This window comes from Streptococcus infantis, from assembly GCF_001579645.1.
GTDB classification, from domain to species: Bacteria; Bacillota; Bacilli; order Lactobacillales; family Streptococcaceae; genus Streptococcus; species Streptococcus infantis_E.
The window spans coordinates 238,596-255,193 of the sequence record NZ_KQ970818.1 but is presented as its reverse complement, the minus strand read 5'-3'; the positions used below and the strand labels follow the sequence as shown (position 1 = coordinate 255,193).

At 40.9% G+C, this 16,598-nt stretch carries 8 protein-coding genes; all 8 read right to left on the bottom strand.

The features are described 5' to 3' along the window. Nucleotides 1-82: 82 nt before the first annotated feature. The 8 genes from SINDD18_RS01225 to SINDD18_RS01195 all read right to left on the bottom strand — a co-directional run bounded on the left by SINDD18_RS01225 (nucleotide 83) and on the right by SINDD18_RS01195 (nucleotide 16,597). Nucleotides 83-943, bottom strand: coding sequence for an excalibur calcium-binding domain-containing protein (locus tag SINDD18_RS01225; protein WP_081108232.1), 861 nt, complete (start codon nucleotides 941-943; stop codon nucleotides 83-85). Nucleotides 944-992: 49 nt separating this feature from the next. Further along, nucleotides 993-1,610 carry an alpha/beta fold hydrolase gene (locus tag SINDD18_RS01220; RefSeq protein WP_061862804.1) on the bottom strand — a complete coding sequence of 206 codons (618 nt, stop codon included), beginning with the start codon at nucleotides 1,608-1,610 and terminating at the stop codon, nucleotides 993-995. Next, nucleotides 1,611-3,332, bottom strand: coding sequence for an aminodeoxychorismate synthase component I (gene pabB, locus SINDD18_RS01215; protein ID WP_061862803.1), 1,722 nt, complete (start codon nucleotides 3,330-3,332; stop codon nucleotides 1,611-1,613). It abuts the gene before it with no gap. 132 nt (nucleotides 3,333-3,464) lie between these two features. Next, entirely contained in the window at nucleotides 3,465-8,468 is a 5,004-nt protein-coding gene (locus tag SINDD18_RS01210) for an SIALI-17 repeat-containing surface protein (RefSeq protein WP_061862802.1), read from the bottom strand. Nucleotides 8,469-8,627: 159 nt separating this feature from the next. After that, nucleotides 8,628-8,741: a helix-turn-helix domain-containing protein gene (locus tag SINDD18_RS10740; protein WP_153014380.1), complete on the bottom strand. Its 114-nt coding sequence runs from the start codon at nucleotides 8,739-8,741 to the stop codon at nucleotides 8,628-8,630. Between the two features lie 117 nt (nucleotides 8,742-8,858). Beyond that, entirely contained in the window at nucleotides 8,859-9,974 is a 1,116-nt protein-coding gene (gene msrB / locus SINDD18_RS01205) for a peptide-methionine (R)-S-oxide reductase MsrB (protein ID WP_061862801.1), read from the bottom strand. A gap of 9 nt (nucleotides 9,975-9,983) precedes the next feature. After that, entirely contained in the window at nucleotides 9,984-10,544 is a 561-nt protein-coding gene (locus SINDD18_RS01200; RefSeq protein WP_061862800.1) for a TlpA family protein disulfide reductase, read from the bottom strand. Between the two features lie 263 nt (nucleotides 10,545-10,807). Continuing rightward, a complete protein-coding gene (locus SINDD18_RS01195) occupies nucleotides 10,808-16,597 on the bottom strand; it encodes a ZmpA/ZmpB/ZmpC family metallo-endopeptidase (RefSeq protein ID WP_061862799.1) in 5,790 nt (1,929 codons plus the stop codon). Nucleotide 16,598: the final 1 nt, after the last annotated feature.

Here is a 16,598-nt window from a genome sequence, read left to right as displayed (position 1 = left end):
GAAAATGCTTACAGTACTAGTATAACAAAATCTGCCATTCAGTGCAAAGGTTTGCATTAACTTTCCAGAATTTTTTTCTATTCTATGGTTTCCACAAACCAGAAGCATCTACATAATAGCGCCCGCCATCAACTCGCTCATTCTTAGCCATTTTACCATCCGATTTCAAATAGTAATTTCCATGCCATGCATTGCGAGCATAAGATCCATCTGATTTCAAGTAGTACCAAGATTGGTAAGAAGAATCATAGACCCACTCACTCTGAGCCATTTTCCCATTTGACTTGAGGTAGTATGCACCTTGCCAAGTATTATGCGCATAAGATCCATCTGATTTAAGGTAATACCAGGCTTTGTAGTAAGAATCATAAATCCATTCACTCTGAGCCATTTTACCATCTGATTTGAGGTAGTAACTTCCTTGCCAAGTATTGCGTGCATAAGATCCATCTGATTTGAGGTAATACCAAGCTTGGTAATAGTTATCGTATACCCACTCATTCTCAGCCATTCTTCCATCTGATTTGAGGTAGTAAGCCCCCTGCCAAGTATTTGTTACTGGATTTCCATTTTCAGAAAAATAGTACCAAGATCCATTCTGACGAACCCAGCCACTTACAGCTGCTGCACTAGGAGCAGATACTGCACTATTTGGTGTTGCACTATTTGGTGCTACACTGTTGTTAGCTTGAGATGTACTCGTCTTTTTCTCTTTTAAAACTCCCTGAGGCGCATTCTTCGATTCACAAGCGATTCCATCATGATCCTTATCCAGAGTGGCAGAATAACCTGGTTCTCCCCTATGAATATCCGCATAACCATTTTCCCAAGCTTCCTTACAGCTTGAAAAATGAATACTTTCATCTGCCACAACAGGTTGTAAAAACAAAGCTAGGGCAGGTAAAGAAGCTAGGCCTAGTTTTAATAAATGACGTTTGTTCATGATTTTCTCCTAAAATTATAATATCAACTTCCATATTATTTTATCAAACTTATTTCTGCAATTCAAGAAAACTTCTGGTTAATTCTGCAAACTCTTTTGGTTTTGCCTTATTCAAGACATGAGGGCCGTCAGGGATGATCTCAAACTGAGAATCTGGCATCAGTTCTTGAATAGCTTTCATTGAACTGAGATTAGGCTTATCCTGACTACCACAAATTAACAAGCTTGGATAGGGACAATTCCGTGCAATCTCTCTTAAATCAAGTATTTTTAATTCCTCAGAAACTCCAACCATAAGAGCCTTATCTGCCCCCTGCTTCTCATATATCCTCTTAGGAAGCAATTTGAATATCAGCAACTGAATGTAAAAAGGAATGTTACCTGCTAATTTCAGTGGACATCCTGACAAAACCAAGGCCTGAAGATATGGTAGATCATAACTTGAAAGCTCCAACGCAAGTGCAGCCCCTAAAGATAAGCCAACTAAGACAAAAGGCTCTGTTTCCTTTGATAAGTGCTGATAAATGCGTTCCTTGGCTTCTTGGTAGGTCCCAACTCCTGAAGGAAATAAGTCCAGGGCTTCAGAGGGATAATCTGCCAGCAAATCCTGAACTTCTTTCCAACTATCTGCTGACTGTCCCAAACCGTGTAAAAATATGAGTTTCAATTAGTTCTCCTTTACTGACAATTCATACAAGCCTCTGACTGCATTACAGCCATAGGTAGCTTCTGCTTGATTCAAATCTGCTAACGTCAGAATTTTCTCTTCTACTTGCCCATTTTCAAGCAAATGTTGACGATAAATCCCTGGTAAAAGACCTAGCTGACTAGGAGGTGTATAGAGCTTCCCAGCCATTTTCAAGACCAGATTCCCAATAGAGGTTTCAAGCAATTTTCCATCAGCAGTGTGATAGATGATTTCCTGCTCTCCCATTGTCAAATGTGGTCGGTGTGTCATCTTAAAGTAGGTAAAGGCCTGCTGCAAATCAGCTTCTTGCCGACAAAGTTTAGCCTGACAGAAGCTAGAACTAAATGGTGTCAATACTTGTCGATCAATTTCTATTTTTCCAGACTTATTGAGACTGATTCGCAAACGATAGTCTTGATGGAGGTCACAAGCCTGACATTCCTTCTCTATTTCTTCTATCAAACCAGCTTCATCAAATGGAAAGGCAAAGTAACGACTTGCTTTTTGCAGTCTTTCCAGATGTTGATTTTCAAAGAGTAATTTTTTCTGGCTGATTTTCCCTGTCGTAATCAATTGAAAACGAGGCTGTTTTCGGTAAAGAACAGCAGCCTTTTGCTGGACTTCACGGTATTCTGACTCCCAAGTGCTATCCCAAGTGATGCCTCCACCGACTCCATAGATGGCCTGCTCTCGATGCAGTTGAATGGTTCGAATAGCTACGTTGAAAATCCGTCGTCCATTGGGAAGTAAGAGTCCAACTGTTCCACAGTAAACTCCTCTAGCTTGTGGTTCCAAATTCTTGATAATTTCCATAGTCGCTATCTTGGGTGCTCCTGTGATGGAACCACATGGAAAGAGTGAACGGAAGATTTCTACTAGGTCAATATCTGGTCGTAACTGACTCTTGATGGTCGAAGTCATCTGCCAAACCGTTGAATACTGTTCCACCTGACATAAACGTTCCACATGCTCACTTCCCACCTCAGACAGACGATTCATGTCATTGCGCAAGAGGTCCACTATCATCATATTCTCTGAGCGATTTTTGGGATCCTGTTCTAACCAAACTGCCTCTTTCAAGTCTTCTGCATCAGTCAGACCACGTTTAGTCGTCCCCTTCATAGGACGAGTTGTCAATTCACGATCATTTTGCTCAAAAAAGAGTTCTGGACTCATGGAAATTACTGCCATGTCGTCATGTTCAACATAGGCATTGTATCCCGCTTCCTGCTCTACAACCATGCGATTGTAGATGGCAAAAGGATTGGCAGACAACTCCTGCTTGAGTTGAACAGTATAATTGACCTGATAAGTGTCCCCTTGCCTTAAATGATGGTGAATCTGTTCAATTGCCTTTTCATATTCCTCAGCAGATGTTACTTCCTGCCAGTTTGATGGCAAATCCACCTCCTCATAAGTCAGAGGAATACTGGATGTTTCAACTTTGTCATGGACAGTAAAGTAAAGCAAATACTCCCCCAGTAAGGGCGCCTTGTGGACCGCTAATTTTTCCTCAAAAGCTGGCGCAGCCTCATAGCTGACATAACCTGCCACATAAAAGCCTTGCTCTTGGTAGCTTTCTACTTGAGCTAACAAGTCCGTCACTTCTGCTAAATCTCTGGTTTTTAACTCTTTGATAGGCTGGGTGAAGGTGTATCGCTCGCCCAAAGCCCTAAAATCAATCACTGTTTTTCTATGCATATCCTAAGTATACCATAAAAGCCAGACCCCAACAGGAATCTGGCAATTTTATTCTTTGAGAATGATAAAGTAGATGTCACTTTCTAAGAAAACCTGAACATAGCATTCTCTTTTATCACTCCGACTTTTTATCTATCCTTTGGGAAAGAGTTCGGATGAAAAGGCATCTGTCACCTGCAATAGTTTTTGGAAGACTTTTTTCTTCAGAGCTACTGTATAATTGGCAACTGAGCCTCCATACTTGAAGTTTCGGTAATCCGTTTCTACTGCTTGGTCAAACAAATCTTGCAATTTCTCATAAGAATCAATTTGCTGACCATCAATTTCAAAACTATGGATTCCTCGTTTTGCCTTAGCAATAATAGCGTCAAACCAAGCCTTCTTCCATTCTTCCAAGTTCTGGAACTTGCCTTTCGAAACCTTCTGGATAATGAAATCATCTCCAAGGGTGTCACGTCCCTCGCTTAAGGCCTCATCCTTGTATTTATTAGAAGCATAGCCTAGGAAACCATTTTCGTAGCCATAATACCCCCACATACGGAAAGCATTATGCTTGAAGGAGATGGCTCCTGGAGCTCCCTGACTTGTATTACCGCCGTAGATAGCATCTACCATCTTGACATTGACATAAGCTGTCTTGAGTTCTTCTGGTCTGTAAGTTCCCTGATAATGCCTATTGGTGATGATGTTATGTTTGATTAGGTCATCTACAGAATTTAGCTGAGTCTTGGCTTCCTCATCCGTCAATGGACGAACATAGTCCCACTGGTTTGGAGCAAGGAGTTTATTATCTTGGTCCTGATAGCGCATTTGCTTAGTCATCTTACTGAACCAAGCCTTCTTCAAAGCCAGATCATTCTTAGCGAGAACTCGTTCCCCTTCCAGATAATCTAGAAGCATCAAGGCCTCGTTATAACCTTTCATGTAGTGGTCAATCTGCTGGCGTGTTTGCAACTTGGTCGGATCAGGATTGTACCATTGGTCCCCATCATTTGGTCGCATGTATGCCATGTTGAGCCCGAGGGCGCCGTACTCACCCTGATGACCTTCCTCAGCTGGCGACTGGAGCATGCCCTGAGCATAGGCTTCTACATAGGTTCCTTCACGATGTTTGTAGCCACCCAGATAGACAATACGATCGTTGACGTGAGTTGTCTCATGGGTGTAGACAGACAAACCATACTCACTCATCATATCTATTTCTACAAAGTGAACAGCATCTCTGGCATTGATATTAGGATAGATAGAGGCATAGGCTCCTAGCTTATTGTCCTTATAGTAGCGACCTGCTGGCCCAAATACTTCACGAATTGGCGCGTAGTCTGCCATACCACTTGTATGTCCATAACGCTCTACCCAGCCACGTCCATCAACGCGATAGCCTTCCCAAACTGGTGTAGCTACATTAAAGTCACTCTTAACCATACGGTCTTTGACATCATCAGCGGCAAGACGATACCAAAAGTCCAAGTAAGTCAACTGACGGTCCGCTACTAGATCAATGTCAGCTTTCATCTGGTCTATGGTTTTGCCAGATTTATCAGCTGATCCAAAAGTAATGGTATTGTAGTTGGAAATCAGGAACATCTGTGCCTTCTTGACATTCAACAAAGGCAGAATCATATTGCGATGCAACCAGTTATTCAGATTGTCATAAGCCCGATGCTTCCGATTTGCAATTTCTTGATTCTTCGAAGCTCGCTCGGCTATGTATACATGGCCCTTAGTGGCATTCACAAACCAGTCATTCATATCCTTGTCAGTCGTCAACAACTGTCTGTTGTAGTCTAAGAAGGCATGTAAATCTTCAGATTTTGTATCTTTGGCTAGGACTCTTGCAAAGGTTTCATGAGTCTGGTCGCCTTTTAGGTTGCTTTCTCTTGAACCTAGTTCAATCAACCGATCTAAGATATCCACATTTTGGCCATAAAAATCTGGTTTAAAGAGCATGAGTTCTTTCAGATTGTAATCGGCAAATCGGATACCATAATAGCGATTGAGATAAGCAAGTCCCAGCATGATAGCTGACTGATGATCCTGAACTTTTTTCTTCAGAGTAGCGGTACTAGCAGGTGAATCATTCCACTGATAGTCTAGATTTGTAAGTAACTTATCAACTAGGGTTCCCAGCTGCGCTTTGACCTCTGCAAAGCTTTCTTCCAGATACCAGTTCTTCACAGCCTCAGCCTTCTTATCAAGGCTAGTAGTTTGATCATCTAGGACTCGATAAACTCCTTCAGACTGTAAGTCCACTGTTTTCAAGATTGAGGTCAGGTCCTTGGCTAGGGCTGAACGGTCCTTAACCAGCATATCTGGAGTATACAGCACATCCAAGTCAGCAATCTTGTATTCCTTGATGGAAGTCAAGCCAGAATTTTGTGAGGTGATTGCAAATACATCCTTGGTCTGATCTGCATAATGAACCATGATATGATCTGCCGCTGAACGGTCCGTCACAAATTCTTGCCCCTTCATACCAATAACAGAGACTACCTCTTTCTTGGCTAGATTGTGATCAAGATCCAGTTTGTTTCCTTGATTAACAATCCATTCTTTATTGTAAAAAGGCTGCAATTTTTCAAGGTTTCGATAGGCTTGATCATGGTGACTATCATAATCTTGGATATCCTGATAAGCGTATTCTTTTACGCCAGCAATCGTAGGAGTATCAGCACTTGACTTAGCCAGATAGTAGCTATAGCCTTCTTCAAAGGTTTTCTGAGCATTACGTTGAATCAAGTCAGTTGCCTCAGCAGTCACCTTGTAATACTCTTTTCCGTTTATTCTCTCAGTTTGAATAGACTTGATGGATAAACGGCTGGTCTTATGATCTTTAGAGCTGACCTTGAGATAGTAGTTTTCCAAATTCCTTGGTGCTTCCGTTAAGTATTGAATCTCAGTCTCTCTGCCATTGTCAACCTTAACAAGGCTTGTTTCCTTGATATCTTTTATTTCCAGCTTTTTAAGTTCTAAACGAAGCTTCTTGTCCTCAAGTAGAGTGCTCTCCTCACCCTTACCACGATTAAAGACCAGCCTTGTAGATATGGTGTAATCCGTATAAAGTTTTAGATTGTCAACTGTTGCTTCCAGCTGATCACTCGTTAAGTCAATGGTCTGATCCTCTACCCCCTTGGCTTTGATAGTGGCACTAATTTTTGAGACGGTAACGCCATCTGCCTTGTTCAGATTATAACTTAAGCGAGCTGAACGACCCATCGAATTTCCAGTAATAGTTGAAAGAGTTAGGACAGGTTCAGGTTTAATTTCTTCCTTTTCCTTACTGCCGCGGATGATAACCTGATCTTTCGCTTCTCTTAAAATCCGTGTTGTTTCTTTCGGCTCTGAAATACGTTTCCCATCTTTTTCCTCATAGCTGGTAACAATCTCTTTCTCACCATCTTGACCGACTTGCTCGATTCTTGTTTCACCGACAAGCATGTCTGGATCAATCTTTTCCCTAGTTTGTTTAGGAATCAACTCTTTTCGGACTTCAATATGTAAAGTCGGGTTTGTATCCTGAATCAGCGCTTCAGTAGCATTCACACCACCACTATAGCTAGGAATCTCCTGTTTCAGAGTATCAACTGGAACTGCACCTCCTTCATAATCTGGTAAGACTTCAACTACTGTACCTGGGCCATTGACGCCACCCTCAAATGATGGTTTTGTTGGCTCAACCAAGGATTCGCCGGATACGCCACCTGTAAACTCTGGGATTTCCTGTTTCAGAGTATCAACTGGAACTGCACCTCCTTCATACTCTGGTAAGCTTTCGGATACTGTACCTGAGCCATTGAATCCACCTTCAAATGTTGGTTTTGACGGCTCGACTAAGGATTCGCCGGATACGCCACCTGTAAAGTCTGGTTTGTCATGGACTTCTGGGACGCCACTTTGACTACTCAATTCTGGTGTATACTCAGGCAAAGCTTCAGCTACTGTACCTGGGCCATTGACTCCACCTTCAAATGTTGGTTTTGTTGGCTCAACTAAGGATTCACCGGATACACCACCTGTGAACTCAGGGAGGTCCTGTTTCAGAGTATCAACTGGAACTGCACCACCTTCATAATCTGGTAAGGTTTCGGCTACTGTACCTGGGCCATTGACTCCACCTTCAAATGTTGGTTTTGTTGGCTCAACCAAGGAGTCGCCGGATACTCCGCCTGTGAAGTCTGCTTTGGCGTGGACTTCTGGCACGCCACTTTGACTACTCAATTCTGCTTTATACTCAGGCAAGGCTTCAGCTACTGCTCCTGGGCCATTGACGCCACCCTCAAATGCTGGTTTAGACGGCTCGACTAAAGATTCGCCAGATACTCCACCTGTGAAGTCTGCTTTGTCGTGGACTTCTGGCACGCCACTTTGACTACTCAATTCTGGGGTATACTCTGGCAAGGCTTCAGCTACCGCTCCTGGGCCATTGACGCCACCTTCAAATGTTGGTTTAGTCGACTCGACTAAAGATTCGCCAGATACTCCACCTGTGAATTCGGGAATTTCATGAACGGCTGCTTGATTTACTAGTTTTGCAGGAATTTCTGGATTTGCACTAGATGTTAGATCTTGACCTGTTCCTCTTAAATCCGACTCTAATAAATAGCCGACATAGTCATAGCCTTTAATGTCAATAATCCCTTGAGAGAAATCATCTGCAGACACAAGGGTTGTAGTCTGATCATAAGCTATCAATTCCTTGTGTTCAAAAGCAAATACTTGATAAGGTAGTAATAAACTCTTACCTACAGAAGCAATCAATAACACTCCAACTATCTTAGAAGGTTTTTTCTTTGAAAATAGGAAAACCACCAAACTAGCAGTCAAAAGACCAAGACCAGCCAAGGGGAAGCTGATAGATCCAGTTTGAGGTAAGACGGCTTGTCCCTGCTTGCGATAAACTAGATAATAGTTATCTTGGCTCAAATCTTGTGGCAATTCATGATGAATGAGTTCACGTTCAGCAGCTGTCAACTCCGATTCTGCTAAATAGTGAAAGGAAACTTGCTTGGTTTCATCAGCCTGAACCAGTTTCGGTTCAAGTGTTCCTCCAATGAAGGCAAGTCCAATCAATACCGAGCCCACTCCCATGCTCAGTTTACGAATAGCAAATTTTTGTAGCTTTTTTCTATCTTCCATGTCAGCTTTGTTCTTGTCCTTAAAGACATCTCCTTTATTCCGTTTTCATAATCTTATTATAATATTTTGTTGATTTTTTTACAAAATATTTTCGAGATAAATCGAACATTTTTAATTTGGTAGATATTCCAATAAATCATCTGGCTAGCGATCTAGTTATTAGTAGATAGCTTCAAGCATTGAAAAACGTATAGCTTTAGCCTTACCTGTTTTCAATATTGAAAGATTTGCAGGAGTAATCCCAACATGTTCTGCTAAATTGCCAAACCTCATTTTTCTTTTATTAAAAAGAAAACTATTTTAAAAGACATTCTACTTCTAAAATCCAAATTCTACACTTCTTATGAATTAAAATGTATTTCTAGTAAACACTTTTTTATAATCTCAAGATTACTCAACATAATCCAACAAATAGCCATAGCCCTTTTCTTCCATTTGATCTTTAGGAATAAAGCGAATGGATAGACTATTGATACAATAGCGTAGACCTCCCTTGTCCTGAGGTCCATCTGTAAAGACATGTCCTAGGTGAGAATTCCCTGTTCGACTTCTGACTTCCGTTCTGACCATATTGTATGACTTGTCTTCCTTGTAGGTTGCAACATCTGGGCTGATAGGCTGGGTAAAGCTAGGCCAACCACAGCCCGATTCAAATTTATCTTTCGAAGAAAAGAGAGGTTCGCCAGTCGCAACATCCACATAAATACCTGCTTCAAATTTATCCCAGTAACGATTTGAAAAGGCACGTTCTGTTTGACCATTTTGAGTCACAGCATACTCCTCAGGAGACAGAAGTTTTTTCAATTCATCGTCACTCGGTTTTGGATATTTACTTGCATCAATAACAGGATAGGATGCTTGATTGACATTGATATGGCAATATCCATTAGGGTTTTTCTGGAGATAGTCTTGGTGGTAATCTTCAGCCACGATAAAATTGCTTAAGGCTTCCTTTTCAACCGCTAGAGGCTGGTCGTATTTCTGAGCAACTTGGTCAAAGACTTGATTGATGACTTCTAAATCTTTCTCATCTGTATAGTAAACTCCTGTTCTGTACTGAGTCCCCACATCATTTCCCTGCTTATTCTTACTGATTGGATTGATAATGCGGAAATAATGAAGCAAGATCTCTTTTAGAGAGATTTGATTGGCATCATAGGTCACATGAACAGTCTCAGCATGCCCAGTTTGGCCGATCAATTCATACTGGGTTGTTTCTCCTCTACCATTTGCATAGCCCGAAACAGCATCTGTCACACCCGCTACTCGTGAAAAATACTCTTCTACTCCCCAGAAACAACCTCCCGCTAGATAGATATCATGTAAGTCAGCATCTTTACTTGGCTCAGTTTTTTTCTTGGCCTTTTGTCCTTGACTAACTGCTGCCTTCTCGATTTGAGTGGTATCTGTGTAGCTTGCGCTCCTTTTTTCCAAAAGAAATAAAATTCCAATAATAATGCAAATGATGATTCCAATGAATACAATTATTTTTAATTTATCATTCATGATGAGCCTCTAATCTATGCTTTTTAGCGTCTGTAAAATAGTTTCCTTGTCCATAAAGCCTGGCTGGGTCTTAACGAGTCTACCTTCCTTATCAATAAAGGCCTGAGTCGGATAAGAACGAACTCCGTAACTCGCCAAAAGTTGTCCCGAAGGGTCTAACAATACTGGTAAATCTTTATAGTCCAAACCCTGATACCATTTTTTAAAGGCTTCTTCTGACTGCTCGCCTTTTTGACCAGGAGAAACCACTGTCAAGATGACATAGTCATCACTTGCTTCTTTTGCAAGTTCATCTGTATCAGGAAGACTGGCTAGACAGATAGAACACCAGGAAGCCCAAAATTTGAGATAGACCTTTTTACCCTTATAATCAGATAGATGATAGTTTTTCCCATCAACTCCCGTGAGTTCAAAGTCTGTAACTGCTTCTCCGTTTTTTGCTACCTGAGAGCTAACTTGCGCTTGTTTGTCTCCATTTTGTTTATCAGCCTCGCTTGTTGTCTGATTTTTACAAGCTGATAGACAAAACAAACTAGTGCAGACCAATACAGTTGCTTGCCATGTTTTCATCTTCATCACCTTTCTCGCTCATCATATGAATATAGATATTTACTTTGTAGTTCTATTATATACCTACCTTGCTAAAAATACATAGAATCTGTTTGGAAAATCATTAATACTCTTCGAAAATCAAATTCAAACCACGTCAGCGTTGCCTTACCGTACTCAAGTACAGCTTGCGGCTAGCTTCCTAGTTTGCTCTTTGATTTTCATTGAGTATAAGCTTCTTGATTACAAAAACTCCCACCTGTTGAGCAGGTGAGAGTTTTGGATTATTTAAAGATAGAAGTTTTAAAGCTATCTGTTTGTTGAAGAAGTTTCTTAAAGAGTTTTTCTTTAAGTGATACGGTGTTATCAAATTTGACAGATCCGTTACTTAGAGTAGCCTTATCTTTATCAACTGCTTCAGCAAATGCACGTTTCAAGTCTTCATAGCTATTGTATGTTTTACCATCGATTTCAATAGATTGAATTCCATTTTTGGCACTTGTTACAACTTCATTGAAGTAAGCTTTCTTCCATTCTTCAAGATTGTTGAATTTTCCTTCGGAAATCTTGTTAATGATGAAGTCATCACCTAGAGTATCTTTTCCAGCTTTTTTAGACTCAGCTTTAAGCATGTTAGAAGCATAGTTCAGGAAGCCTTTTTCGTAGCCATAGTAACCCCATAATCTGAATGTATTGTGTTTAAATGACATTCCTCCAGGAGCACCTTCACTTGTATTACCACCATAGATACCAGTCATCATTGGAACATTCACATAAGCAGAATCAAAGTCAGTAGGATTATAAACTCTGTTACCTGGACCACGGTTGGTCATGAAGTTGTTCGTAATTAAGTCATCTACTGTGCGTAAAGGAATAGCTTTTTCCTCATCACTTAAAGGTCGAACCTTGTCGAATTGATTCTTGGTGTTATTTCCTCGGTATTGCTTATCAACCTTCTTGAACCAAGCATTGTTTAAATCTTGATTTGCTTTATCAAGGACAGCCTCTCCTTCAAGATAATCCAGAAGCATAAGAGTGTCGTTGTAGCCCTTCATGTAACGATCAATTTCGTCACGTGACTTCAGATCATTTGGATTGGTGTTATACCATTGATTTCCATCATTTGGACGTTCATAAGCCATGTTAAGACCTAGGGCTTTATATTCACCGTTTGGATTTGATACTGATGGAGTTTGCAACATACCTTGTGCAAATGCTTCAAGATCTGTACCTTCACGGTGTCTTGAACCACCCAAGTAGACCATACGGTCATTGACGTGAGTTGTTTCGTGAGTAAAGGCTGAAATACCAAAATCACTAATCATGTCCGTCACCATAAAGAAGACAGAGTCATCTTTATATGGATTCGCATAGACACGAGCCACAGCTCCCATACGCCAGTCAGTCGCATGGTAACGTCCTGTAGGTCCGTATAATTCACGAATAGGAGCAACATCTTTACCGCTATTAGTGTGACCGTATTTATCAGTACTAATATCTTTATAGTTTTGGTTATCCAAAACTGGTGTTGGTACCATGTTATTGCTCTTAAGAAGTTTATTACGTACTTTATCTAACGATAGACGTGACCAGAAGTCTAGATAATTTTGTTGCCCTTTTGCAACCTTATCGATTTCAGCCTTGAAGGCATTACGTTCTGCTTCAGTGTACTTACCATATTTCTCAAATGAACTATAAGCCATTGTATTGTAAGTTGAAATCAAGAACATATGTGCATCTTTTAAGTTCAAGAGTGGCAAGATCATCTTACCGTGCATATCATTGTTTAAACCTTCATAAGCTCTGTGTTTCTTATCAGCAAACTCCGGAGTTGTTGTTGCTGGTTCAACGATATAAACATTGTCTTTGGTTGCTTTGATAAACCAATCGTTCAAGTTTGTATCATTTGTGAATAGACGCATATTATAGTCTAAGAAACTATTTAACTCACTGATACCGATAACTCCACCGATAGCTTCACGATAAGCTTCTAAAGTTCTATCACCTTTAATGTTACTTTCTTTAGAACCAATCTGAATCAAGAAGTCTAACACACTTACATTTTTACCATAGAAGTCTGGTTTGAACAACATGAGTTGCTTGATATTGAAATTATCAAACTTAACTCCGTAGTAACGATTGAGGTAAGACAAACCAAGAAGAACAGCAGCCTTGTTGTCATCAATCTTCTTGATCAAGGCACGTTTAGCAGCTTCATCTGTGTTTAATTGATGATCTTCATTTTCAAGCAACTGTTTCACAAATTTAGCCAGATTATCCTTGACTTCTTTGAAGCTTTCTTCTAGGTAAAGATCTTTTATAGCGTTAACTTTATTTGGTCCTGTTCTACCAAGTTTTTGGTAAATTGGATCTGATTGCAATTCAACTGAACTTAATTTTTCAACGATAGCAGTAATAAGATCGCTACGGTCTTTGTCAACCATGTTCGGAGTGTAAACAACTTCTCCAAGTTCAGCAATGCTGTACTCTTTCACTTGTTTAACTTTAGAATCTTTCAGCGAAACAGTAAAGATGTCTTTTGTCTTATCAGCATAGTGCACCAAAATGTGGTCAGCATCAGCCAATTCTGTTACAAAAGCATTGCCCTTCATAGCAGTAACAGACAAGACTTCCTTGGTCAAGAGAGGACTTCCTGCAGCCAATTTATTTCCTTGGTTTACGATCCATTCTTTGTTGTAAAATGGTTGTAATTTTTCGATATTACGGTAGGCAAGTTCACGAGAGGCGTCGTAGCCAATGATAGTTTTGTATTGATCGGCTTTGTTGACAATGTTATTGAGTCTGTCTTCAACAGGCTTCGTGCTTTCAAACTTATCAGCAGTGATTCCCATTGCTTCAATCTTCTTGTCAGCTTCTTCTTGTGAGATGCTAGGAATCTTACGAGAATTCTTGTAAGATTTATTACCCTCACTTACCCCCTCAACACTGAAGTTACGTTTTGTTCTTGAATAGGTGAAGTAATCATCAGCATCAATATCCGAGTGACCGAAGACCATTTCACCAGTTTTGACTTTCATCATGGTGATGTTGTCTTCAATAGCACCCAAGGCCCAGTTAGTACCGAGCAAGCCACCCGATTGAACAGCTTCTTTCAGCTCGATAGAACCTTTAGCAACTGAATTTCTGAGGACACCTTCTCTACCTAGTGTATTGTTATCTCCACCATTTTGAGAAGAATAAACTAATCCTGCAGCTTTTGCCTTGTTACCAGTAATTTCAGCATCAACGTAAGCTTTTTCTACGATACCTTTCCAGTTTTCACCTAGAACACCCGCTAAGTACCAACCTTTGTTTCCAGCAGCATGAATCTTACCGATAAAGGCAACATTACTTACTTTACCACTACCATCAATTTTATTGATAATACCAGCTACATCGTTGCCCCCGACAACGTTACCTGTTACTTTAACATTTTCAACAGTTGCATTATTTTTGATGACACCTGCGATTGGTGCTACTCGATCAAATCCAGGCATGTCAATGTTGACATTTTCAAGCAAGAGATTCTTAACAGTACCACCTTCGATGTTACCAAACAATGGTCTCGTAATGTTATGGATGGCAAATTTATTACCTTCTGTACTTTCCAATGTTCCCTTGAAGGCATTGGTTACATAAGACTTGCCAGCGGGGGTCACGTTACTTGCATTCATACTGCTACCAAGCTTAAAGGTACCAGTAGGATTGTCCTGCATAGCTTTTACAAGGTCATTGAAATCGTAATAAACATCACCTTCATGAGCTTTTGGTTTAGCAAAGTAATGAACATATTCCTCTGTAAACTGATTATCTGCATTACGTTGGACTAGGTCTGGTGCTTTAGCAGTGACTTTGAACAATGCTTTACCATCAACTGTGACTTCTTCAATCTTATCAACAGCAAGTTTTGTCACCTTGTTATCATGAGTTGTCACTTTCAAGTAATAAGGTTTAACATCTGATGGTTTAGCTGACAAGAGACTATTATCAGTTTCTACACCTTGATCATCAACACTGATAAGGCTGGTTTCCTTGATGTTTTTGACTTCGACTTTTTTGAGATCAAGTCGCAGCGGTTCTTCCGTGAGAACAACTTCTTCGTTCCCATTTCCACGATCGTAAACCATCTTGGTCGCAATCTTGTAGTCCTTGTAATACTTCAAGTCTGTAAGATTTGCAGTCAGGTCACCCTCAGACATGTTGACTGTTTGAAGGCTAGTGTCCCCGTCTTTCAAGACAACTTCAAGAGATTTAATGGTTACACCTGTTGGTTTCACCAATTGGTAACGAACCTTGGCACTACGCTCTAACTCTTCTTTATCAATTTGAGTAAGTGTCAACGTTGGCTCAGTCAGGATTTGATCACCTTTTTTGATGATACGATCTTGAACTGCTTCAACAACTTCCTCTGAAATCGTTGGAGCATCCGCAGTTTTCACGCCCTTAAGAGTCTTATAGACTTTGGTAATCTTTTTCTTACCGTTTTGACCAGCTTGAGCAACAACTTCTGTTCCCTTCGGAAGAGTGCTGTCTACTTCTGTTCTTGTTTCAAAAGGAATTTCTTCAAACGAAACTTCTTCAACTTGACCTTCAATAGCCTTGGTACCACGACTAATTTTTTCGTTTACTGGCGCCGTAACAGTTTCTGTACTCGTGCTGATTGGGTCCCCAACTTTTTGGCCATTGACTGTCTTATAGACACGATGGATCAGCTGACTTCCTGCTTGACCGTTTTGAATCACTGTTTCTTCATCAGTGTAACGAGTATCATCAGCTACATACTCCTTTGTATATGGAACTGCTACTGTTTCAGTTTCTGTAATAGTTGCTTCAGCTACTTTATACTCTGGCAATTCTGGTTGAACCAAAGATTCGCCTTCATGGCCTTCTTCTTGCGTGCCTTTGGCTGTAAGCTCACCTGTGTAGGCTGGCAATTCTGGCTGAACCAAAGATTCGCCTTCATGGCCTTCTTCTTGCGTGCCTTTGGCTGTAAGCTCGCCGGTGTAGGCTGGCAATTCTGGCTGAACCAAAGATTCGCCTTGGTGACCTTCTTCTTGGGTGCCTTTGGCTGTAATCTCACCGGTGTAGGCTGGCAATTCTGGCTGAACTAGAGACTCACCTTGGTGACCTTCTTCTTGCGTGCCTTTAGTACTAATCTCACCGGTGTAGGCTGGCAATTCTGGCTGAACTAGAGACTCACCTTGGTGACCTTCTTCTTGCGTGCCTTTAGCACTAATCTCACCGGTGTAGGTTGGCAATTCTGGCTGAACTAGAGACTCACCTTGGTGACCCTCTTCTTGGGTGCCTTTGGCACTAATCTCGCCTGTATAAGCTGGAGCTTCTGGTTGAACTAGGGATTCGCCTTCGTGGCCTTCTTCTTGCGTGCCTTTAGCTGTAATCTCGCCGGTGTAGGCTGGCAACTCTGGTTGAACCAAAGATTCGCCTTCGTGGCCTGCTTCTTGACTTCCCTTAGCAGTCGTCATTTGCTCTGGTTGGTCTTGGAAGTCTGATGCTTTAAAGTAACCGACGTATTCGTATCCTTCGATTTGAATGACACCTTTTGCCAAGTCCTCTTGACTACTTGCTGCAATCGTTTGGTTGTAGGACACCAAGATTTTATTCTCAAATGCTTGAGCTGACTGAGGGATAAAGTAACTACCACCTAGAGCTCCAATAAAGAGAAGGCCAAGCATTTTATTACGGTGTTTTTTAGACATCACCACAACAACCATAGACGCTGTTGCAAATCCAAGAGTTGCCAGTGCTAATTCCTTGCTTCCAGTGTTCGGTAATTGTTGAGAATTCACTTCCTTCTTTCTGTAAACAAGATAGACAACATCATCTTGTTTCAGATCTGAAGGAATTTCTCGATGGATCAGAGCTTTTTCTGCTTCTGTCAATTCTTGTTCAGCCAAATAACGGTAATGAACTTGGTTTGGTGTTGCCACTTCATTAGCCGCAACAGCTTCAACTAAAAAGTTATTTGCTCCCAAAAGAAATGTCCCGATTACCGCAGAACCGACACCAACCGAGAACTTCCGAATAGAGTATTTGATGACTCTCTCAAACTGCATT

What these genes read in the sequence shown, in the direction of transcription:
- SINDD18_RS01210 (WP_061862802.1), bottom strand. Translation starts at nt 8,468, where the DNA reads ATGGAAGATAGAAAAAAGCTACAAAAATTTGCTATTCGTAAACTGAGC.
- SINDD18_RS10740 (WP_153014380.1), bottom strand. Translation starts at nt 8,741, where the DNA reads ATGAGGTTTGGCAATTTAGCAGAACATGTTGGGATTACTCCTGCAAAT.
- pabB (WP_061862803.1), bottom strand. Translation starts at nt 3,332, where the DNA reads ATGCATAGAAAAACAGTGATTGATTTTAGGGCTTTGGGCGAGCGATAC.
- msrB (WP_061862801.1), bottom strand. Translation starts at nt 9,974, where the DNA reads ATGAATGATAAATTAAAAATAATTGTATTCATTGGAATCATCATTTGC.
- SINDD18_RS01200 (WP_061862800.1), bottom strand. Translation starts at nt 10,544, where the DNA reads ATGAAAACATGGCAAGCAACTGTATTGGTCTGCACTAGTTTGTTTTGT.
- SINDD18_RS01225 (WP_081108232.1), bottom strand. Translation starts at nt 943, where the DNA reads ATGAACAAACGTCATTTATTAAAACTAGGCCTAGCTTCTTTACCTGCC.
- SINDD18_RS01195 (WP_061862799.1), bottom strand. Translation starts at nt 16,597, where the DNA reads ATGCAGTTTGAGAGAGTCATCAAATACTCTATTCGGAAGTTCTCGGTT.